The organism is Arthrobacter jinronghuae, from assembly GCF_025244825.1.
GTDB classification, from domain to species: domain Bacteria; phylum Actinomycetota; class Actinomycetes; order Actinomycetales; family Micrococcaceae; genus Arthrobacter_B; species Arthrobacter_B jinronghuae.
The window spans coordinates 118,035-137,927 of record NZ_CP104263.1 but is presented as its reverse complement, the minus strand read 5'-3'; the positions used below and the strand labels follow the sequence as shown (position 1 = coordinate 137,927).

The window sequence follows — 19,893 nt, the reverse complement described above, 5'->3', positions numbered from 1 at the left end:
CCCTAGGAACGCCCGATCTCCCGCGGTGGAAGCCGCTGGAGATCGGGCATTATTGTTTTCCCGTCAATTTCCAGCCGCAGATAGGTGCAGAACGGCTGCCGCCGACGGTCCGTGGGGGACCCGGGGTTCAGCAGGCGCATCCCCGCAGGTGTTACGGAGTCCCACGGGATATGGCTGTGGCCGAAGACCAGCAGGTCCGTGTCCGGGAACTGGGCGTCCATCCGCTCTCCGCGCTTTGCGGCGGTACCTGTCTCATGCACGACGGCGAGCCGCACCTCCTCGACCACGGCCCGGGCCACCAGCGGCAGCCGCTTACGCAGCCCGGTGCCGTCGTTGTTGCCGTAACAGGCAATCAGCCGCCGCGAGCGGGACTCGAGCTGGTCGAGCAGCTCCTCGTTCACCCAGTCACCGGCGTGCACCACAATGTCGGCGGCTTCAATGTCCGCCCAGAGGACCTCGGGAAGCACCTTCGCCCGCTTGGGCAGATGCGTATCCGAAAGCAGCAGGAGTTGAGTGGCCATCCGCTATTTCCGCAGGTTCCATGCCCAGAGGATCAACGGCAGCTGGAGCGGGAGCCGGATACTGTGGATCAGTTTCTCTTTGTCCCCGCCGCGGGGGCCGAAGGCACGCTGCAGGGCAGAGATATGCCCCGCGATGAAGGCAACGTACATGGCCGCCGTCCCCGTTGCCGCCAGCCGCCGGGTGCCCGGCAGCAGCAGTCCGGCCGCGGCTGCAAACTCAATGACTCCGCTGACGTGCGTCCACTGCCGCCGGGTCAGCAGCCCGAACTTCCCCTCGGTATCGGTGCTGATGCTGCGCGGAACCACCGCGTTGTAGAAGCGCGGGTTGCGGAAGTGGTTGACCGCGCTGGTGGTCAGCAGGGCCGCCATGGCCGCTGCTGAGAGCGTCTGTCGGTTCATCGGGTTCCTTCGGTTGTGGGGACGGCCGCGTGCCGGGATGGTGCGGGCGGCGCTGCAGCGACGGCGACGGCGATCGCATCGGCTGCACGGACCAGGGCCAGGTGGGAAAACGCCTGCGGGAAGTTCCCGGCCATGGTGTTGTTTTCTGCATCATATTCCTCACTGAGCAGCCCAAGCTCGTTGGCGTACCCCACCAACTGGTCCATCAGCCGCCGAGCAGAGGGCAGCCGCCCCGTGTGGGCGTACTGCTCCACCAGCCAGAAGCTGCACGCCAGGAAGGGGTTCTCCCCCGCCGCCAGTCCGTCCACCCCGCTATCGGTGGCGTAACGCAGCAGGAGTCCGGAGCCGTTGAGCAGCTCCGCCTCCAGCCGGGCAACCGTGCCCAGCATTTTCTCGTCGTCGTAAGCCACGAAACCCACATGCGGCAGCTGGAGCAGGGAAGCATCTACGGTGCCGCTGCCGTAGAACTGGGTGAAGGAGTTCAGGGCGGGATCCCAGCCTCGTTCCATCACTTCATCGCGCAGCCCGTCCCGCAGGCCCTCCCAGACCTCCACCGGACCGTCGAGCCCGTAGGCCCTTGCGGCCTTGGCGGCCCGGTCAAAGGCAGCCCACATCATCACCCGTGAGTGGGTGAAGTGCCGGGGCGTCCCGCGCATCTCCCAGATGCCGCGGTCCGGCTCTTCCAGGTGTCTTTCCAGGAAGGTCAGCAGCGCCCGCTGCAGGGGCCAGGAAAAATGGTCCTCCGGCACGCCCCTGTCCCGCAGCCGGTCCAGGGCCACCATCACTTCGCCCACGACGTCCGCCTGGTACTGCCCCACCGCCCCGTTGCCGATGCGCACGGGTGCGGCTCCGCCATAGCCGGGAAACTGCGGGAGTATCCGCTCGGGCAGTTCCCGGCCCCCGTCCACGGCGTACATGATCTGCAGGTCCTCCGGATCTCCGGCGACGGCGCGCAGGAGCCAGCTGCGCCACTGCAGGGCCTCGTCCTGGTAGCCGTGGGTCATCATGGCTTCGAGCGTCAGGGCGGCATCCCGCAGCCAGCAGTACCGGTAGTCCCAGTTCCGGTCCCCTCCCGCCGCCTCGGGCAGGGAGGTGGTGGGAGCGGCGACAATCCCGCCGGTGTCCTCATGGGTCAGGGCACGCAGGACCAGCAGGGAACGCCGCACCGCCTTCTCATAGGGGACGTCCCGCAGGAAGCGTCCGTCCCAGTCCTGCCAGTAGGCGGTGGTCCTGATCAGGGCGGCGTCCACATCCATTTTGGGCGGCACCGGCCGGTGCGAGGGGTACCAGGTGAGGTCCAGGTCCACGCATTCTCCCGCCCGGACGATGAAGCGCCCTACGTGGCGGTGGTTGTCCGCGTCCGGCAGGCTCGGCCCGCGCAGGACCAGGGCACCGGGGCCGGCTATGGCGGAAAGGTGCTCGCCGCCGTCGTCCCAGCCCCGGAAAACCCAGGGAATGACCGTGCCGTAATCAAAGCGGATTTCCAGTTCCTGCCGCATCTCCACACTGCCGCTCAGGCCCTCGATCCGCCTGATAAGGGACGCCCGCCGGTCCTTCACCGGCATGAAATCCGTGACCCGAACCGCACCGGTGGGCGTCTGCCAATGGGTCCGCAACACGAAGGTGGACTCCACATACCCGCGGTGCGTTACGGTCGCAGCGGCATCTTCCGGGGCCAGCAGCCACCGGCCGTGGTCGCTGCTCCCGAGTAGCGCACCGAACACCGACGGCGAATCGAACCGCGGCAGGCAGAGCCAGTCCATGCTGCCGGTCCGCGAGATGAGGGCTCCGGTATGCAGGTCCGAAACCAGCGCATAATCCTCTATGGGGGATGCCATGGCACTACTCAACCACACGGTGCCGAGTCCTCGGCTCGTAGCGCAGCTGCGGCAATCACTGGTTAGATTGGGGTGGTCCCGCACGGAGGTTCCTTACGGCGGATCGGCAAGCGGGACCGGCACTGGATTAGGGAGCGGTATTGGAACACGCGTCAACCTCGAAGATGTCCTTCTCCGTGAAGGAGGTGCACGCGTGAGCGTGGTTGCCCAGCCCACCGATGAGCAGCGCGCCTATGCCCTGCGGCGCATGAAGATGCTCGCCACCGGCCTGCTGATCCTCCTGGCCGTTATCTTCCTCTTTTCCTTCGCACTGCAGGACAGGTACCCGTGGCTGGAATACGTCCGCGCAGCAGCGGAGGGCGGCATGGTGGGCGCCCTTGCCGACTGGTTCGCGGTTACCGCCCTGTTCAAGCATCCGATGGGTGTGAAGATCCCGCACACGGCCATCATCCCCGAGAAGAAGGACCAGATCGGGGCGTCGCTGGGCCAGTTCGTTGAACAGAACTTCCTGGCCGAGGACATCATCCGGGCCAAGCTCGATTCCATGCACGTCGCTGCGAAGGCAGGCGCCTGGCTGGCCCGGCCGGAGGGGGCCGAACGCGTCGCCACCGAAGGTGCCGCCGCCATCCGCGGGGCCCTGCGGGTACTCGACGACGACGCGGTCCGCGACGTCCTGGAATCCATGTTCCGCCGCCATGTGGTGGATCCGCAGTGGGGGCCGCCGGCCGGCAAAATGGCCCAGCGGATCTTCGAAGAGGGCCACCACCACCAGCTGGTAAACCTGATTGTGGACAGCCTCGCTGACTGGGTCCTGGCCAACCCTGAAGTGATCGGCCGGCTGGTAACCGAGCGTTCGCCGTCGTGGGTTCCCGCCTTCGTCGATGACCTGGTCGGCGACCGCGTGCAGATCCAGGCTGAACGGTTCCTGATCGACGTGCAGGAAAACCCCAACCACCAGCTGCGCGTGGCATTGGACAACTACCTCACCGGAGTGGCCCGGGACCTGCAGGAGGATCCCAAGACCATGGCCAAGGCCGATGCAGTGAAGGAGCAGGTGCTGGATGACCCGCGGGTGCGCGAGTTGATGACCTCCACCTGGACCACCATCAAGAACGCGCTGATGACGGCCGCGGATGACCCGGACAGCGAACTCACCCGGAACTTCAAGTCCGCACTGCAGGACTTCGGCACGCGGCTGATCAACGAGCCGGAGCTCGCGGCCAAGGTGAACGGTTACGTGGCAGACGCCGCGGGATACCTCGTCCGCACGTACAGCAACGACATTGCCGCCGTCATTACCGAGACGGTCGAGAACTGGGATGCGCAGGAAACCTCGGAGAAGATCGAACTGCAGGTCGGCAAGGACCTGCAGTTCATTCGAATCAACGGCACAGTGGTTGGTTCGCTGGCCGGGCTGGCAATCTTCACCATCGCCACGGCTGTGTTCGGCTGAACCCCGTATTCGGGTAAGCAGGCACGCTTTAGCCAGGAAAGGCCCGCCGGCATGCCGGCGGGCCTTTCGCAGTTCCGGGGAGGCTGCGCCTAGGCTGACTTCTCCAGCTGGTCCAGTTCTCCTGCCAGCTGTCCGGGGATCGACGTCGGCGGTTCACCGAAGGCGGCCCGGGTCGCCTTGATAACACCCTTGCCCATGGCCCGGTTGCCCACGCCGCCGACGACGGCGCCCACACCCAGCGGCAGGGCACGTCCGAGCAGGGCTGTGCCCTGCTTGGCCATAACCCGCTTGAGGAACTGCTTGCGGATGCTGCCGCCCACCGAGCCCATCAGGCCGGAAGGCATGCTGCCCATGCTGCTGCCCCAGGCCTGTGCGGTTCCGCGGCCGGAAAGGGACTGCATCATGGACGTCCCTTCCTCGCCCAGCATGATGGCCATGACCATGGTCCGGGACTTCTCCGGATCGGCCAGCCGGACTCCGTGCAGCTCAGCCACAGACTGTGCGTACAGGGCTGTCGCCTCGAGGAAACCAACCGTCGCTGCTGCTGACAGGCCAAGTGCCGCGACGGTTCCCACGCCTGGAACCACGGCGGTGGCACCGATGGCTGCGCCGCCGCCGGTCACCGCGTTGAGGTAGTGCCGGTCCAGGATGCTGATCAGCTCGGCGGCGTTGGCGGACGGGTTCTTGCGCTGCATCCTGCGGATGTTCGCCAGCACCAGAGGCCGCTGCACTTCGACGGCACGCTCGATGGCCTTCACGACCTGCGGCTTGGGCTTGCCGTCCGCACCCATAGTGGCTCGTCCGGCCAGTTTGGCTGCGGGATTGAACTTACGTCGCTTCACAGAACTCTCCTTGGGGAAATCCGGTACGGGCTACACGCCTACGGTATTACTTCAACGCCAACGGTTTTACCTAAAGCAAAGGGCGGGGTCCGGCGGAAGATTCCGCCGGGGCCCCGCCCTCTAAATCAACGCCGCGTCAGCGGCGCTTACGCGCTAATTAGGCGCGGTTGCCGCTCTTGCGGGTAACGAAGCCGTAGATCACCAGAACGATGAGTGCGCCGACGATTGCAACGAGCCAGGTCTGGATCGACCAGAAGTTCTCGAGCGGAACGTCGAACAGAAGCCCGCCGAGCCAGCCGCCCAGAAGGGCGCCGATGACACCCAGAACCAGGGTGGCGATCCAGCCGCCGCCCTGACGACCCGGGAGGACCATCTTTGCAATTGCACCTGCGATGAGACCAAGAATAAGGAACGCAATGAAACCCATTTGATTCTCCTTGCTGTGTGAGTGACAGTGATTTGAAGCACGGCCTTGTGGGCCACGCTTTCCTCCAGCCTACTTGATCAGCACCCTTAGCTCGTAGTCCGAGGGGAATTCCTCTTCAACTGGGTGTGTGTTAGGTACCGCGGGCGTGTGCCGATTCTGCCTATTCTGCCTCACGGCGTGTCGGAGGCAAGGTACCGCCGGAGGAAGACCGCTACATCGGTGATTTCCCGCGCGCCGATGGAATGCCCCATTCCCGAATAGGTCCGCGCCGTCAGGGCCGCATTCTCGTCAAGCCATTGCGCGGTGTAATCCACGGCGTCTGCGTTAATCACCCAGTCCTGCCGGTCCCGCCCCCAGAAGAACGGCACCCGGACGGGCAGCGGTTCCGCGGCGGCGAGGAGTTCGTTGCGGGCAATAAAACCGGAAAGGCCGACGACGGCGCGGAAATCCTGCGGCCTCAGCCGCAGCAGCGTGCCCGCCATGGCCATGCCCTGGGAGAATCCCACCAGAGAGACTCCGGTGAACCCGTATTCCGCCCGGATCCGGTCCAGCCAGGCCAGCAGCGAGAGGGCCGATTCCAGGACTTCGGTGGTGTCCGAGTTCAGGAGCGGATCCAGCAGAAACCATCCGCTGGCTCCGCCCACGTCCAATGGCCCCCGCACGGCGGCTCCGACAGCAGAAGCCGGCAGGGCAATGAAGAGCCGCTCCATTGCCTGCTCGCCGGACCCGTAGCCGTGCAGAAAGACCACCAGTTCGCGCCCCCGGCGTCGCTCTGCCGGCTCGGACCACGTTACGTTTTCCATCGGTTCAGCGTAGCGCCGCACCCCGTTTACAGGCCGTCGGCGCGGCCTCGCCCGGCGGCCATTGCCACGGGTGGTGCGGCAAAAGTAAAGTCGCATCAGCGCATAAACGTGGCCATCGCCACAGATCGCGGGCGTTCATGTATCCAAGCAGAAGCCACCTAAAGTACCGGGAACCGCACCGGCCAGCAGTTCCACTCCCTACAGCGGCCGGCCCTGGCAGGCACGGCCTGGACGGATCCCCTTCATGATCCTCACGCTTACTGCCAATCCCAGCCTCGACCGCACCGTTTCGCTTCCCGGCGTACTGGAGCGGGGAGCCGTCCAGCGTGCCGTTGCCGCGGGGGAAGAACCGGGAGGCAAGGGCGTAAACGTCTCCCGGGCCTTGACCGTCTCCGGCGTCCGGTCCGTCGCCGTCCTTCCCGGCGCCGACGCCGATCCGGTCATGACCGGATTGCGGCAGGCCGGAGTCGAGTACCTGAACCTGCCCATCGAGGCGCCGCTGCGCAGCAACATCACGCTCACGGAGCCGGACGGCACCACCACCAAGATCAATGCTCCCGGTCCGCCGCTGAAGCCGGTGGAGCAGGAAGCACTGATCGCCCTCCTGGTAGGGGCCTGCACTGCCGGCGACAGCGGCCCGGGTTCCTGGCTGGTGCTGGCCGGGTCGCTCCCCCCGGAAGTACCGCCGGACTTTTACGCTTCGGTGGCCCACACTGTGAGGGACCGGCTGGGGGCCCAGGCACCGCGCATAGCCATCGACTCCTCCGGACCGCCCCTCATGGGCGCGCTGCTGCACGGAGCGGAGCCGGACCTGCTTAAACCCAATGCCGAGGAACTCGCCGAAGCCACGGGGTTCTCCTCCGAAGCGGAACTGGAAGCGGACCCCCTGCTGGCGGCGCGGGCGGCGGGGATGCTGATTGAACGCGGCGTCGGCGCCGTGCTTGCCACCCTGGGCGCGAGGGGGGCACTGCTGGTCACCGCCTCCGGAAGCTGGCTGGCCACCCGGCCGCCCGTGCAGGCCCGCTCGACGGTTGGCGCCGGGGATTCGGCCCTGGCCGGGTACCTGCTGGCCGAGGTCGCCGGTGCGGCCCCGCCGGACTGCCTCAGGCAGGCGGTGGCCCACGGGGCTGCTGCGGCCTCCCTTCCCGGAACCACTGTTCCCGCCGTGGCAGCTACTGATCCCGGAGCGGTAACGGTCACCACCCTCGACGGCACAGGCGGCGGTACCCCGCGGGGGCCCGCGGCCGCCGGGAGCGCCACCGCTCCGCCGTCGTCTTCTAAGGAGGAAAGCTGATGTCGGACCTCATTACGCCGGACCTGGTCACGTTGGACGAGGATCTAGGCACGGACAAGAGCACTGTCATCGCCCATCTGGCCCGGGGAGTGGTAGCCGCGGGCCGGGCGACCAGCTACGAAGACCTCTATGCGGATGCGATGGGCCGCGAATCGAAGACCGCCACCGGTGTGCCCGGCGGCATTGCGATTCCGCACTGCCGATCCGCGGCGGTCACCAGACCGACGCTCGCCATGGCACGGATTCGTCCCGCTGTGGACTGGGGAGCGAAGGACGGCCCCGCCGACATCGTCTTTTTCATTGCTGCTCCGGAAGGAGCGGACCAGGAGCACCTCCAACTGCTCGCAAAGCTGGCCCGGTCCCTCATCCGTAAGGACTTCACCGCCTCCCTGCGTGCGGCTACTTCGCCGGTACAGATCGTGGAACTGGTCGACGGAGCCCTCGGGCTCGGCCCCGCACCTGAGAGCGCCGGAAGCGCTGCCGGTTCGGGCGGCGCCGCTGCGGCGGGCACGGCCACCGGCGCCACGGCCGTGGGCAGCAACGCCGGCTCCCGCGACGGAGGCAGCAACGCCGGCTCCCGCGACGGGGGCCAAGCGGGCGGAACCGCCGACGGCGGACACGGAGCCGACGCTCCTGCCTCCGCCGGCGGCACCGGGGCGACCCACACGGACACCTCGAGGTCCCGGCATCTGGTCGCCGTCACCGCATGCCCCACCGGCATTGCGCACACCTACATGGCCGCCGATTCCCTCGCCGCGGCGGCTGCCGAGCGCGGCGTCGACCTGCAGGTCGAAACGCAGGGTTCCGCCAAATCCACTCCCTTGGACCCCTCGGTGATCCGCAACGCGGAAGCGGTGATCTTTGCCGTCGACGTCGATGTCCGGGACAAGGGGCGCTTCGCAGGGAAGCCGTTGATCAGCGGACCGGTGAAACGCGGCATCGACGAGCCGGGCGTGATGATCGACGAAGCACTCAACGCCGTCAATGACCCGAATGCCCGACGCGTGTCCGGGGGTGGAGGCGGCGGAGAGGAGAACGACGGCGGCTCCGGCTCCGGCGGGGAAGGCTTCGGCGGACAACTCAAGCGGGCGCTGCTTACCGGCGTCAGCTACATGATTCCGTTTGTTGCCGGCGGCGGCCTGCTCATTGCCCTCGGCTTCCTCTTGGGCGGCTATGAGCTCGCCCTGTCGGTCGACGACGTCGCCAACGGCGACCGGATGCTGGACGGTACCTCGATCCTGAATCCGCCGCCGGAAGGCGTAATCCCCTATCTCGGGGCCGTGTTCTGGAAAATCGGCTCCCTGTCGATGGGCTTCCTGGTACCTGCTCTGGCCGGCTACATTGCCTATGCCCTGGCTGACCGACCCGGCATAGCCCCCGGCTTCACTGCGGGAGCCGTGGCGGTGTTCATGGATGCCGGCTTCATCGGCGGCATCATCGGCGGCCTGCTGGCCGGCTACGCGGCCCGGTGGATCGGCGGCTGGAACGTTCCGTCGTGGATGCGGGGGCTGATGCCCGTGGTCATCATTCCCCTTTTGGCGTCGATCATCGCCTCCGGCCTGATGATGCTGGTCCTGGGCGGACCCATAGCTGCCTTGACCATGGGTCTGAACAACTGGTTGACCGGCCTCACCGGGGTGGCAGCGATCGGGCTGGGCATCATCCTTGGCCTGATGATGGGTTCCGATCTGGGTGGTCCGATCAACAAGGTGGCCTACGCGTTTGCCGTGGCCGGGCTCGGGGAAGGCAGCTTCGAGAACCAGGTGCCGTGGGAAATCATGGCAGCGGTCATGGCCGCCGGCATGGTCCCGCCGCTGGGCATGGCATTTGCCTCCACTGTGCTGGCAAAGAACCAGTTCAGCATGGCGCTGCGCGAGAACGGAAAGGCGGCGTGGCTGCTGGGCGCGGCCTTCATCTCGGAGGGCGCCATCCCGTTTGCCGCTTCCGATTTCTTCCGGGTCATTCCGTCCACCATGCTGGGCGGTGCGGTGGCAGGTGCGATCTGCCTGGGCACCGGAGTAACCTCACAGGCACCGCACGGCGGTATCTTCGTGTTCTTCGCCATCGGCAACCTGCTCATGTTCATCGTCGCCATACTGGCAGGAGCAGCAGTTACCGGCTTCGTCTATGTCGCTTTGAAGCGGTACGTAAAGCCCCGGAAAAAGGCGGAGGAACCAGCAATTGCCTAACGCACAGTCGATGAAGAGGAAGGCTTAGATGATGCGGACCATCCAGGGAATCGGAGTCAGTGCCGGACGCGTCCTCGGCCCCTCACGCCGGATGCCGCCTCCGGTGGCCGAGCCTGATGCCGAGGCGAAACCCGCACCGGGCAGCACCGTGGACGGGGAAAAAAGCCGCCTCAAGGATGCCGCTGAAGCAGTTCGGGGGGACCTCAAGCACCGGGCGGAAACCGCCTCGGGCGACGCGAAAGCCGTGTTGGACGCCACGGCCATGATGGCTTCCGATCCGATGCTGCTCAAAGCGGCGGGCAAACACATCAACGCAGGCATGGCCACGGACCGGGCCATCTGGGAAGCGGGCATGGAGGTGGCCGCCATGCTCCAGAGCCTCGGCGGCTACATGGCTGAACGAACCCAGGACGTGCTCGATGTCCGCGCCCGGATTGTCGCCGAGCTGAACGGACTGCCGGCTCCGGGGATTCCGGCTTCCGATGTCCCCTTTATCCTCACGGCCGTGGAGCTGGCACCGGCGGATACGGCAACGTTGGACCCGGCAATGGTGATCGGACTGGTCACCAGCGAGGGCGGCCCGCAGTCCCACACGGCAATCCTCGCCCGCTCCCTGGGCCTGCCCGCCGTCGTCGGAGCGCCCGGCGCGGACGAGGTGCCTGATGGCGCTGAAATCTTTCTCGACGGCGCTGCCGGCACCGTGGTGGTGGAACCCGGGGAAGAGGAACGGGAGGCCGCGCATAAATACGCAGCACGCTCCGCACTCCCGGTATTCAACGGCACGGGGACAACCTCGGACGGCCACAGGGTCCCGTTGCTGGCGAACGTCGGCTCCGGGAAGGACGCCCGGGCCGCGGCGGAAGCAGGTGCCGAGGGAATCGGGTTGCTCCGCACGGAGTTCTGTTTCCTCGGCAGGGACACCGAACCCACCATCGACGAACAGGTTGCCGCGTACGGTGCGGTGTTCGAAGCATTTCCCGGCCGGAAGGTAGTGATCCGGACCCTCGACGCCGGTGCGGATAAGCCGCTCCCGTTCCTGACGGACGCAACGGAACCCAACCCGGCGCTGGGGGTACGCGGATTCCGGACCGACCGGACCACCCCCGGTGTCCTCGCCCGCCAGCTGGAGGCTATCGCCGCGGCTGCCGGAGCCCACACTGCCGATGTCTGGGTGATGGCCCCGATGGTCTCCACCGCAGAGGAAGCCGCCGACTTCGCCGTGATGTGCGCGGCAGCCGGACTTGGCATGCCCGGAGTGATGGTGGAAGTGCCCTCAGCGGCCATTATGTCCGAAGCCATCCTTTCGCGGGTGCGGTTTGCCAGCCTCGGCACCAATGACCTGACGCAGTACACCATGGCCTCGGACCGGCAGCTGGGTTCGCTGGCAGCACTGAACGACCCGTGGCAGCCGGCTGTCCTGCAGTTGATTTCCGCCACCGTGGCCGGTGCCTCCCGGGCTACGGCCCTGGAACCGGCGGCCGGCGCCAGGACCGTGGGGGTTTGCGGTGAGGCAGCCGCTGACCCCGCACTCGCCGTCGTCCTGGCCGGCATGGGAGTCAACACGTTGTCGATGACGCCCCGGGCACTGTCCAGCGTGGGGGTGGTACTGGCTTCCGTGAGCCTGGAGCAGGCCAAGGAGCTGTCAGCGCGGGCCCTGGCAGCACACTCCGCCGCCGAAGCCCGGACCATTGTCCGCAGCCGGCTGCCCATCCTCGAAGAGCTCGGCCTGTAGGTGGTCAAGGCGGAACGAAAGCCAGCAGCTAAACCACGGAAGGAATCAAAAATGGCAGAGCGCAAAGCCACAGTGGCCAGCCGGGTGGGACTCCATGCCCGGCCGGCATCGATCTTCGCGGAAGCGGCAGCGGCCCAGCCCGTTGACGTGACCATAGCGATGGAAGGGGACCCGGCCGAAGAGGCAATGGACGCCTCAAGCATGCTCTCCCTGATGAGCCTGGGCGCGTCGCACGGAGATGTGGTGGTGCTGCGCTCGGACGGCGAGGGTGCGGAAACGGCCCTGGAGGAACTGGCAAAGATTCTCGAAACAGATCTGGATGCGACCTAGGCAGACCAGGCAAGAGGCGGGGCACTCATCCGTTCCATGAATGTCCCGCCCTTGCTTTCAGCACCGGCTACTTCCGGAAATGACGAAGCCAACGGCAGTGCCGCTGGCTTCGTTGTAACTTCACGCTGACCCCCCACAGGCAGCGGACGTTACATATTCATTATTCTGGCATACAAACATGAAAATGTGGACAACTTTACCTAATTGTCACCTTGTGTAGTTGGGAGTCAGCAAGCTTTGCTTTTGCTTGTTTCTTGCGGCGATACCGTAATAAGCCACGGCAGCGAGCCCCGCTGTGAGAACAATGACCGAGGAATGCGGAAGGATGTAGTCCCAAACGCCGGTCTGCCGGCCGGTCACCCACAGCACAGACCACGTCAGGATCTCGGCAAGGGCAACGCCTATCAGTGCCGATCCGACCCGCAGGAGGGCAGGCCGCCCCGCCGTCGCGGCGACACGGAAAGCCGGGATGATCAGGCAGGCGGCTATATAAGCCGGATAGATCCGTCCCAGCACCGAGTAGGCCCAGATATGCTCCTGGTGCATGTAGCCGTTGAGGCCCGGCGAAGACACAGGCATGTCTCCCATGCTGAACAGCACGGTGGTGGCTGTAACGGTTGCAGCCAGCACTACGAGTCCCGGCAACCCCAGAATGATTTTCTGTACCTGGGGAGCCCGGAAGGCTGCAGCAGCACTGCCGCCAATAAGCGCTACGACTCCGTAGGTGGCATAACGGAGAATCAGGTTTGCATGGTTTTCTCCGCCCAGCCAAGCGTCCACAGGCAGGTAAATCGACGGAATGCTCAGGGCCACTCCGACAGTGGTAGCAGCAAGCCCCCAAAAGAGCATGGGATTGCGGCCCTGCACAGCCAGCGGCAGCCGAACCAGGGTAAAGACGGCCACCACGACCAGCGCGCCAAACTGAATGGCAGAGGCTATATTCATCCCAGGTTCTCCAAGAGCGTTAGATCATTTTCCACATCGTGTTCAAACTTCTTTAGTTGCTTTCCCACCCCGTCCAAGCGGTCCCGGGCCAGAAACAGCAGTTCCGAATCAGTGAGCGCAGCCAGAGCCTCCTGCTGGCCCTTCTGGGGCCACCCGGCCTCGCCCGGCGTGACCAGGCCGGTGGCCACCAGTCCGCCCGGCAGCGAGGCACCCGCAATCCGCGCGGCCTCCACAGCCAATTCGGGTGCCAGCCGGCCGGCTGAAAGCTGCGCCGAAATATTCTGCGGCGCGACGCCGGTCCTGGCGCTGAGCTGCTGGCGCAGGTCCCCCGGGTCTACTGCCTCGAACCAGGAACGAATCGCGTTCCGGTGCGGATGCCTGGCCAGGTCCGGGCATTCCGGCGGCCCGGTCTGGGTGGCCCTGGCCAGGATCATCTGCAGGATGCAGATGTAGGAAACCTGGCTGATGAGTTCCGCGGGGCTGGGCCGCCATGGCCCGCCCAGCAGATCGGAGTATTCCTCGAAGTCAGAAAGTGCCTCTACCGGATTTTTCCCGTACGCCCGGGCTACCCGGACCACGGTAATCTCCGCAACTTTGCCGCGGACAACCTGCTGGGCCAGAGTGGAGCGCTTGATGCCCGTCCGGCGGCAAACGTCCGCGTTGGATTCGCCCGGAGCCACTGCGGTGCGCCAATTCTGGAAAGCCTTGGCAGACACCGCCATCTTCGGCCCCCCTCGATTGGATTTACCCGGACAAATGGAATTATACTGTTGGAACTGGCTTCCCCTTCTGCGTTCCCCCCATATGCAGAGCGGGAAGCCAGCTTCAATTAACGCCCGGCTTGCCGCCCTGACTACTCCTGCGGCCAGGACACGTGGTGGCTGTATTCCGGATGCTTGCCGAGGTAGGCGGCCATGTAGGAGCAGTACGGCTTGACCCGCCGCCCGCCGCTCACGATGTCCTCCACGGCATATCGGGCCAGGCGTGACGAGTAGCCCTGATGCCGGAAAGCCGGCTCCATCTCCGTATGGGTCAAAGCAACGCCGTCCGGCTGTTCCTGATAATCGGCCATGCCCACGAGCGTGCCGTCCAGCCGCAGCTCGTACCGGTTCAGCGCCTCATTGCGCGTGAAGCTGATGTCTTTGCTAGTCATGGCCCGAGACTGCCACGCATTCCCACCACGGTCCAGCCCCCGCAGTCAGGCCGCCTGCCCGCCGTCAGCTGCCGCTTCCGCACGGCGAAGCGAATCTTCCAGCGTGGTCACAGCTTCGGCGTAGGCAGCGGCCTCCGCCGCGGTGCCCGCTTCGGGGCGCAGTTGCTCGGCGACCTTCAGCGCCCGGATAAAGGTCCGCGTTTCCGGGGTGCGTACGTCCAGCAGCTGCGGGTTTTCCGCCGCGAGCCAAGGGTCCAGTTCATAGGCACTCCAGCGGGCCAGGACTTCCCGGTGCCGGGCGGCGGTGGCATTTACCGCGGCCTTCAGCTGTTGGCGTTCGCGGTTCCGACGACGACGGCGGTCCCGTCGCCCCACCCAAAGCGACGCGGCGATGCTGCCCGCCACCACAACTGCCCCGACAGCGGCGGACGCGGCCGACGTGGCAGCCAAGGCCCAAGCGGCGGTCAGGAGCACTCCCAAAAAGGCGGAGAACCCGACCCAGAAGAGACCTTCCCCGTCCCGGGTAGCAAGCGCCCGGTCTACACCGGCAGACCCGGCCACGAGCACTGCCGCCAGCACCAGCAACGGCAGAACCGTTGAAGGATCCATACCGGGCATTTCCACCCTCCTGCATATTGGCCGTCTTTGTATTGGCCGTCCTTGCCTCCATTGCACCGAACCCGGCGGCAAAGGTCAATGCCGGCCCTCCCCGCCCGGCAAACGGGCCCCTTGGGGCTGCACCAAGTATGCTGACGGTTTGGATTCGTTCCAACCACCCCATGAAACCGCCGGAAAAGCGCCCTGTAGTGCGTTGTAAGGAAAGCAATGAAGATTCCCGCCCCGAGAGGGCCTGTCAGCGCCACCTTGATCGACCTCCTCCGGAACCGCGGCGGAACAGGTCACGCCAACGCCTACGGTTCATTGAACCTGCTGTTGGACGAAGCACTGGCTGCCACTGCGGATCTGCTCCGTGATGAAGACCTCCAGCTGACCCTGTTCTGCCTGTACGAGCTGCATTACAGCGGACTGGACGGAGTTGAGGATGCCGCCGAGTGGGATCCCGAACTGATCCGCGTGCGGGCACGGCTGGAGACGGCCTTCGAGGATGTGCTGCGCCGCGCGGTGCCCGTCCCCGAGCTGCCCGCGCCCGAGAGCGAGGCCGTAGCGGAGACCCTCTTCCGTCTGGCAGCCGACGACGACGGCCCCAGCGTTTCCCGGTTTGTCGCCAGCAAGGCCAGCGTGGAACAGCTTCGTGAGTTCCTGATCCTGCGCTCGGTCTACCAACTGAAGGAAGCGGATCCGCACAGCTGGGCCATTCCGCGCCTGCCGGTGGGCCGCGCAAAGGCAGCGCTGATCGAAATCCAGGCCGATGAGTACGGCGGCGGGCGAGTGGAACGGATGCACTCGAAGCTGTTCGGCACCACCATGGAGGGCCTGGGCCTGGATTCCGGCTACGGATACTACATTGACCAGGTTCCCGCCCTGACCCTGGCGTCCTCCAACGCCATGTCGCTCTTCGGGCTGAACCGCCGGCTGCGCGGCGCCATTGCGGGGCATCTGGCGGCGTTCGAGATGACGTCCTCGATCCCCAACTCGTTCTACGCCCGCGGGTTCCGCCGGCACGGCTTCAGCGACGATGTCACCTACTACTTCGACGAACACGTGGAAGCGGATGCCGTGCACGAACAGATTGCCGCCAGGGACCTCGCCGGCGGTTTGGCCGAGGCTGAGCCCGACCTGCTCGCCGACATCATCTTCGGTGCCGCGACCGTACTGGCCATCGATGCCTTGCTCGGCGAGGAGCAGCTGAATGCCTGGCAGGCAGGCGAGTCCGCGCTGCTGCCCCTGGTGAACGACGGCGGGCCGGCAGCGCCGGCCGTAACGGCTGCGGCCGGCGGAGTAACCTCGTGACGGCTCCGGCAGCCGGCCCGGTAGACGCCGAGGACGCCACGCAGGATGCGCTGACGGAGGCGGACGCCGAGCAAGCGGACGTCCAGGCGGAGGAGGAGGAGACCGACGCGTGGAAGACGCGGGAAGGAGCCGCTCCCGCTTCCATCGTGGCCTGCCCCAACGGTCCCCTGCTGGTCCGCGGCGACTTTGAGATTGTCACGCCTGACGGGGTTCCCGTACCCCGTGACCGGGAAACCGTTGCCCTGTGCCGGTGCGGCGGTTCGGCCATCAAGCCGTACTGCGACGGCACCCATAAGTTGATGAAGTTCGATACCGCCCGCCGTCGTCCGGTTCCGGCACCGGCGCGCAAGGCGGCGGAAGAAGCGTAACCCGGCGCTGCCGGATATAAGAATGGCTTGCCTTCACTGAAGGCAAGCCATTCTTATTCTTATTCGGTGCGCCCAGCAGGGCTCGAACCTGCGACCCACGACTTAAAAGGACGTTGCTCTACCAACTGAGCTATAGGCGCTCCACCGGCCGTGGCTTTTGACAGCGCACGGACCGACTGTCCCACTTTATCGCACACCACACAGATCGTGGAAAACCCCGGTCCGGGGGCACCGCCCGGCACCCCTGAGACCGCCTCGATTCCGCGTAAATCCCGGAGTATTCTTCCAGTATGAGTGAGTCCAATTCAACGCCGCGCCATCACAAGCCAAAGCCTCTTGCACCTGTGGACTTCGCCAACTTCCCCGGCGGTGCCGATCCGGCACGCGTTTCGGAGGCGGCCCATCTCGCCGCCCAGGCGCTGGTCCACCACGGCCGCGAGAGCACCGATCCGGAAGTCACCCGCCGGCTCGTGGAACTGACCGACCAGCAGGGGGTGGAAGCCGTGGCCGAGATGTGGGCTGAAAGCCCCGCCCGGTCCCTGCCCGGCGCCCTCTGGCGCCTGTATGCCCTCCGGGCGTCCATCCAGCGGAATCCGGAACGGATCGCCGCCTACTACGCGGCAGGCAAAGACGTTGCACAGGTGTCCAAGGTAGTCGCCGGAGTAGCCGAGCCCCTGGGGGCGGATGAAGTGCGGGCTATGGCGGACACCATTCTTTCCGGTGCCTTCGAGGGGGACTTCGACGTCGCACTGGAGCGTTTTGCCGCATTCTGCCGTGTGGTGGCCCTCGGCCAGGCCAATCATGCCGATTCCTCGGAGGCCTCCAACGGGGACCGCGCCACCCTGCTGACCCGCAACGCACGCCAGCTGGTACACACGGCCGAGGACCTGGAGCACTCGGCAGCCGCCTGGCGGCGCGGAGAGCTCGACTAGCCATGACGTGCCGTGCACAGTGGCAAGGCCCACGGTGGCGCTCCTCACAGTGCCGCCCCGGCCCGCATGGCCGTGTTGACATCACCGGCCGAGCGTAGAAAACTGAAATCGGTGTCGGACTGCGGAACCCCCGGGCTTCAACTCTGAGCCGCTTCGAGCGGCCTTCCGCCGAGAGGCGCTCCCGGTCCGGCACCGTTACTTTTCCCCAGCTGGTTCTCAGCGGGATTCTTTCGCGGGCTTTCCCGCAATTCCAGCCCAGCCATCGGATATTCTTGGGCCTGTGAGCACCCTCGATACTTCCCCGGCCGATGTGCGTCCAGCGTGAAGCTTCAACTCTTCCCCCAAGAGAATGCAGGCCTTGAGCTGCTCTCCCGCATGGCGTCACAACTGCTGCGCGGCACCGGCGTGCTGGCGGAGATCCTCGGGGCCGAGCCGGATGAGTTCGAGCGTCTCACCGAGCAGCTGCATCAGATCGATGCCGAAACCACCGATCTGCACTTTGCGCTGATGACGCAGATGCGGACCAGCTTCATCAACCCGCTCCCCCGTGAAGACCTCTATGAGCTTTCCCTGCTCCTGATGTCCGCCATGGAGTGCCTGGACGCCTCAGCGGAAACCATTTCCCTCTACAAGCTCACAGGGGTTTCCCGGCGGGCTTCCGAGCAGCTGGAAGTCATCGGCCGGCAGGCTGAGCTGACCGCCGCTGCCATGCGCCGGCTCGCTTCGCTGGAGGACCTGGAAGAGTACTGGATCGAAATGCTTCGGCTGGCCCGGCGGGCCGAGCGGTCCCGCCGGATCTGGGTGGCGGAACTGATGCGTGAGTACAAGCCCATGGCCTATGCCCGGCACCGGGACCTCGCCGACCAGCTTTCGGGAACCTCGGTGCAACTGCGTCTGGCGGCCACATTCGTGGGCGGCGTCCTCGTCCGGGAATCCTAGGGTGGCGGCCCTCCTCCTGGCCGGCGTCGTCCTGCTCGCCGGAGCCTATGCCTTCCTCAACGGCTTCCATGACGCCTCCAACTCGGTGGCCACCTCCGTTCGTACACGGGCACTGACCCCCACCGTGGCCATTGTGCTGGCCGCCGGCTTCAATCTCCTGGGTGCGCTGGTGAGCACCACACTGGCCGTTGCCCTGACCGTCCGGTTCGTGGATCTTCCGGCCGGACCCGAGGGCCTCGGCATTCTGATTGCCGGGCTGCTGGCGGCCTGCGGATGGGGCGTGTGGACCTGGTGGCGGCGGATGCCGTCGTCATCCACTTCCGCCCTGGTGGGCGGGCTGGTGGGTTCCGGCGCGGCCTCAACCCTGGTGGGCGGGCAGAACATAGCCGAGTCCTACCGGCTGATCTGGGAGCAGATAGCCCTGCCGCTGCTGCTGTCCCCCGTGATCGCCTTTGTACTGGCTTACCTCCTGGTTTTCCCGGCCACGTGGCTGATGCGTTACAGCTCTCCGCGCCGCGGGGACGCCGGAAACCGGATAGCGCAGTCCGTCTTCACCTCCGCCTTCTCCCTGGGGCACGGAATCCAGGACGGGCAGCGGACCATGGCCGTGGTGGTGCTTGCCCTGCTGGCCGCAGGGCAGACCGTTGAAACCGGCATTCCCTTCTGGGTGCAGCTGTTTGCGGCGCTGGCCCTGGCCGGCGGCACGCTCTTCGGCGGCTGGCGGATCACGCACACGCTGGGGTACCGACTGGTCCGGATGGACCCGCTGCGGGGCATGAGCGCCCAGGCGGTCAGCTCCGCCATGCTGTTCCTTGGGGCGCTCTGGCTGCACATTCCGCTTTCGAGCACCCAGACCATGACGTCCGCCATCGTCGGCGCCGGTACCAACCAGCGCTTTTCCACCGTCCGCTTCATCCCGCTGCGGGAAATCCTCGTCACCTGGCTGGTCACGGCGCCCGTAACCGCACTGCTCGGCGGGATCCTGCTGCTGGCCCTCAGCCCGCTCCTGTAGGCACCGCTTATCCGAAGCGTCCGGAAACGTAGTCTTCCGTGGCCTGCTCGGCGGGGTTGCTGAAGATGACCGGGGTATCGGCGTATTCGATCAGCCGGCCGGGCTTGCCGGTGCCGGCGATGTTGAAGAACGCCGTCTTGTCCGACACCCGCGCCGCCTGCTGCATGTTGTGCGTGACGATAACCACCGTGTAGTCACTCTTGAGTTCCTCGATGAGGTCCTCAATGGCCAGCGTCGAGATGGGGTCCAGGGCGGAGCACGGCTCGTCCATCAGGATCACCTCCGGGGACACCGCTATGGCGCGGGCTATGCACAGGCGCTGTTGCTGGCCGCCGGAGAGCCCGGAGCCGGGCTTGTCCAGGCGGTCACGGACCTCTTTCCAGAGGTTGGCGCCGGTCAGGGACTTTTCCACCAGGTCATCGGCGTCGGATTTCGAGATGCGCTTGTTGTTCAGCTTCACGCCTGCCAGGACGTTGTCCCGGATGGACATGGTGGGGAACGGGTTGGGCCGCTGGAACACCATGCCCACGTGGCTGCGAACGGTCACAGGGTCAACGCCGGGGCCGTAGAGGTTCTCCCCGTCCAGCAGCACTTCACCTTCGACACGTGCGCCGGGAAGCACCTCGTGCATCCGGTTCAGGGTGCGCAGGAAGGTGGACTTGCCGCAGCCCGAGGGGCCGATGAAGGCGGTCACGGAGCGGGGTTCAATGTTGATGTTGACGTCCTGGACGGCAAGGAAATTGCCGTAATAGACATTCAGGTCTTTGACGTCGATGCGCTTGGACATGGTTTCCTTAAATCGCTT

21 protein-coding genes and 1 tRNA gene are annotated in these 19,893 nt (G+C 65.9%); 10 read left to right on the top strand and 12 right to left on the bottom strand.

Going from position 1 to position 19,893, the window contains the following annotated elements; all coding sequences use genetic code 11:
• Window positions 1–2: 2 nt before the first annotated feature.
• Genes N2K98_RS00685 through N2K98_RS00675 form a run of 3 tightly spaced genes read right to left on the bottom strand, consistent with a single transcriptional unit; the run spans window position 3 to window position 2,776 of the window.
• Window positions 3–521: a metallophosphoesterase family protein gene (locus N2K98_RS00685; protein ID WP_255864412.1), complete on the bottom strand. Its 519-nt coding sequence runs from the start codon at window positions 519–521 to the stop codon at window positions 3–5.
• A 3-nt stretch (window positions 522–524) separates the two neighbouring features.
• Entirely contained in the window at window positions 525–920 is a 396-nt protein-coding gene (locus N2K98_RS00680; protein ID WP_255796216.1) for a DoxX family protein, read from the bottom strand.
• Window positions 917–2,776: a glycoside hydrolase family 15 protein gene (locus N2K98_RS00675; RefSeq protein ID WP_255864413.1), complete on the bottom strand. Its 1,860-nt coding sequence runs from the start codon at window positions 2,774–2,776 to the stop codon at window positions 917–919. Before N2K98_RS00675 ends, N2K98_RS00680 begins: the two co-directional genes overlap by 4 nt.
• Window positions 2,777–3,005: 229 nt before the next feature.
• Here N2K98_RS00675 and N2K98_RS00670 point away from each other — a divergent pair, with 229 nt between their 5' ends.
• Entirely contained in the window at window positions 3,006–4,211 is a 1,206-nt protein-coding gene (locus N2K98_RS00670) for a DUF445 domain-containing protein (RefSeq protein ID WP_255864832.1), read from the top strand.
• An 89-nt stretch (window positions 4,212–4,300) separates the two neighbouring features.
• On the opposite strand, the gene N2K98_RS00665 is transcribed toward N2K98_RS00670, so the two are convergent.
• The 3 genes from N2K98_RS00665 to N2K98_RS00655 form a co-directional block, all read right to left on the bottom strand.
• A complete protein-coding gene (locus N2K98_RS00665) occupies window positions 4,301–5,053 on the bottom strand; it encodes a hypothetical protein (RefSeq protein WP_407079864.1) in 753 nt (250 codons plus the stop codon).
• A gap of 157 nt (window positions 5,054–5,210) precedes the next feature.
• Window positions 5,211–5,480, bottom strand: a complete 270-nt coding sequence (locus N2K98_RS00660) for a GlsB/YeaQ/YmgE family stress response membrane protein (RefSeq protein ID WP_255864414.1) — start codon at window positions 5,478–5,480, stop codon at window positions 5,211–5,213.
• A gap of 170 nt (window positions 5,481–5,650) precedes the next feature.
• Window positions 5,651–6,283 (bottom strand): alpha/beta hydrolase, encoded by a 633-nt coding sequence (locus N2K98_RS00655; protein WP_255864415.1) that lies wholly within the window; start codon window positions 6,281–6,283, stop codon window positions 5,651–5,653.
• 244 nt (window positions 6,284–6,527) lie between these two features.
• Between N2K98_RS00655 and N2K98_RS00650 the strand changes: the two genes are divergently transcribed.
• From N2K98_RS00650 to N2K98_RS00635, 4 genes are read left to right on the top strand one after another with little or no spacing between them, the layout of a single operon-like run.
• Window positions 6,528–7,577 (top strand): 1-phosphofructokinase family hexose kinase, encoded by a 1,050-nt coding sequence (locus N2K98_RS00650; protein ID WP_255864416.1) that lies wholly within the window; start codon window positions 6,528–6,530, stop codon window positions 7,575–7,577.
• Window positions 7,577–9,766 carry a PTS fructose transporter subunit IIABC gene (locus N2K98_RS00645; RefSeq protein ID WP_255864417.1) on the top strand — a complete coding sequence of 730 codons (2,190 nt, stop codon included), beginning with the start codon at window positions 7,577–7,579 and terminating at the stop codon, window positions 9,764–9,766. Before N2K98_RS00650 ends, N2K98_RS00645 begins: the two co-directional genes overlap by 1 nt.
• 31 nt (window positions 9,767–9,797) lie before the next feature.
• A complete protein-coding gene (gene ptsP, locus N2K98_RS00640; protein ID WP_255796737.1) occupies window positions 9,798–11,498 on the top strand; it encodes a phosphoenolpyruvate--protein phosphotransferase in 1,701 nt (566 codons plus the stop codon).
• Window positions 11,499–11,549: 51 nt separating this feature from the next.
• Window positions 11,550–11,828 carry an HPr family phosphocarrier protein gene (locus N2K98_RS00635; protein ID WP_229951419.1) on the top strand — a complete coding sequence of 93 codons (279 nt, stop codon included), beginning with the start codon at window positions 11,550–11,552 and terminating at the stop codon, window positions 11,826–11,828.
• A gap of 207 nt (window positions 11,829–12,035) precedes the next feature.
• Here the strand turns inward: N2K98_RS00635 and N2K98_RS00630 are convergent, their stop codons facing one another.
• From N2K98_RS00630 to N2K98_RS00615, 4 genes are all read right to left on the bottom strand, one after another.
• Entirely contained in the window at window positions 12,036–12,773 is a 738-nt protein-coding gene (locus tag N2K98_RS00630) for a hypothetical protein (RefSeq protein WP_255864418.1), read from the bottom strand.
• Window positions 12,770–13,495: a hypothetical protein gene (locus N2K98_RS00625; protein WP_255864419.1), complete on the bottom strand. Its 726-nt coding sequence runs from the start codon at window positions 13,493–13,495 to the stop codon at window positions 12,770–12,772. Before N2K98_RS00625 ends, N2K98_RS00630 begins: the two co-directional genes overlap by 4 nt.
• Before the next feature lie 131 nt (window positions 13,496–13,626).
• Window positions 13,627–13,926, bottom strand: coding sequence for a GNAT family N-acetyltransferase (locus tag N2K98_RS00620; protein ID WP_255796223.1), 300 nt, complete (start codon window positions 13,924–13,926; stop codon window positions 13,627–13,629).
• A 45-nt stretch (window positions 13,927–13,971) separates the two neighbouring features.
• Entirely contained in the window at window positions 13,972–14,535 is a 564-nt protein-coding gene (locus N2K98_RS00615) for a hypothetical protein (protein WP_255864420.1), read from the bottom strand.
• Window positions 14,536–14,751: 216 nt separating this feature from the next.
• Between N2K98_RS00615 and N2K98_RS00610 the strand changes: the two genes are divergently transcribed.
• On the top strand, window positions 14,752–15,837 hold the full coding sequence (locus N2K98_RS00610; protein ID WP_255864421.1) for an iron-containing redox enzyme family protein: 1,086 nt from the start codon (window positions 14,752–14,754) through the stop codon (window positions 15,835–15,837).
• Window positions 15,834–16,205 (top strand): CDGSH iron-sulfur domain-containing protein, encoded by a 372-nt coding sequence (locus N2K98_RS17250; protein ID WP_370646343.1) that lies wholly within the window; start codon window positions 15,834–15,836, stop codon window positions 16,203–16,205. The genes N2K98_RS00610 and N2K98_RS17250 overlap by 4 nt, the downstream gene beginning before the upstream one ends.
• A 67-nt stretch (window positions 16,206–16,272) precedes the next feature.
• Here N2K98_RS17250 and N2K98_RS00600 read toward each other — a convergent pair.
• Window positions 16,273–16,345 (bottom strand) — tRNA-Lys (locus N2K98_RS00600).
• Between the two features lie 150 nt (window positions 16,346–16,495).
• Between N2K98_RS00600 and N2K98_RS00595 the strand changes: the two genes are divergently transcribed.
• The 3 genes from N2K98_RS00595 to N2K98_RS00585 all read left to right on the top strand — a co-directional run bounded on the left by N2K98_RS00595 (window position 16,496) and on the right by N2K98_RS00585 (window position 19,088).
• Window positions 16,496–17,137, top strand: a complete 642-nt coding sequence (locus N2K98_RS00595; protein WP_229951413.1) for a hypothetical protein — start codon at window positions 16,496–16,498, stop codon at window positions 17,135–17,137.
• Window positions 17,138–17,512: 375 nt separating this feature from the next.
• Window positions 17,513–18,076, top strand: coding sequence for a DUF47 domain-containing protein (locus tag N2K98_RS00590; protein WP_257794248.1), 564 nt, complete (start codon window positions 17,513–17,515; stop codon window positions 18,074–18,076).
• Window position 18,077: 1 nt separating this feature from the next.
• A complete protein-coding gene (locus N2K98_RS00585; RefSeq protein ID WP_255864422.1) occupies window positions 18,078–19,088 on the top strand; it encodes an inorganic phosphate transporter in 1,011 nt (336 codons plus the stop codon).
• A gap of 7 nt (window positions 19,089–19,095) precedes the next feature.
• On the opposite strand, the gene pstB is transcribed toward N2K98_RS00585, so the two are convergent.
• Entirely contained in the window at window positions 19,096–19,875 is a 780-nt protein-coding gene (gene pstB / locus N2K98_RS00580; protein WP_229951410.1) for a phosphate ABC transporter ATP-binding protein PstB, read from the bottom strand.
• Window positions 19,876–19,893: the final 18 nt, after the last annotated feature.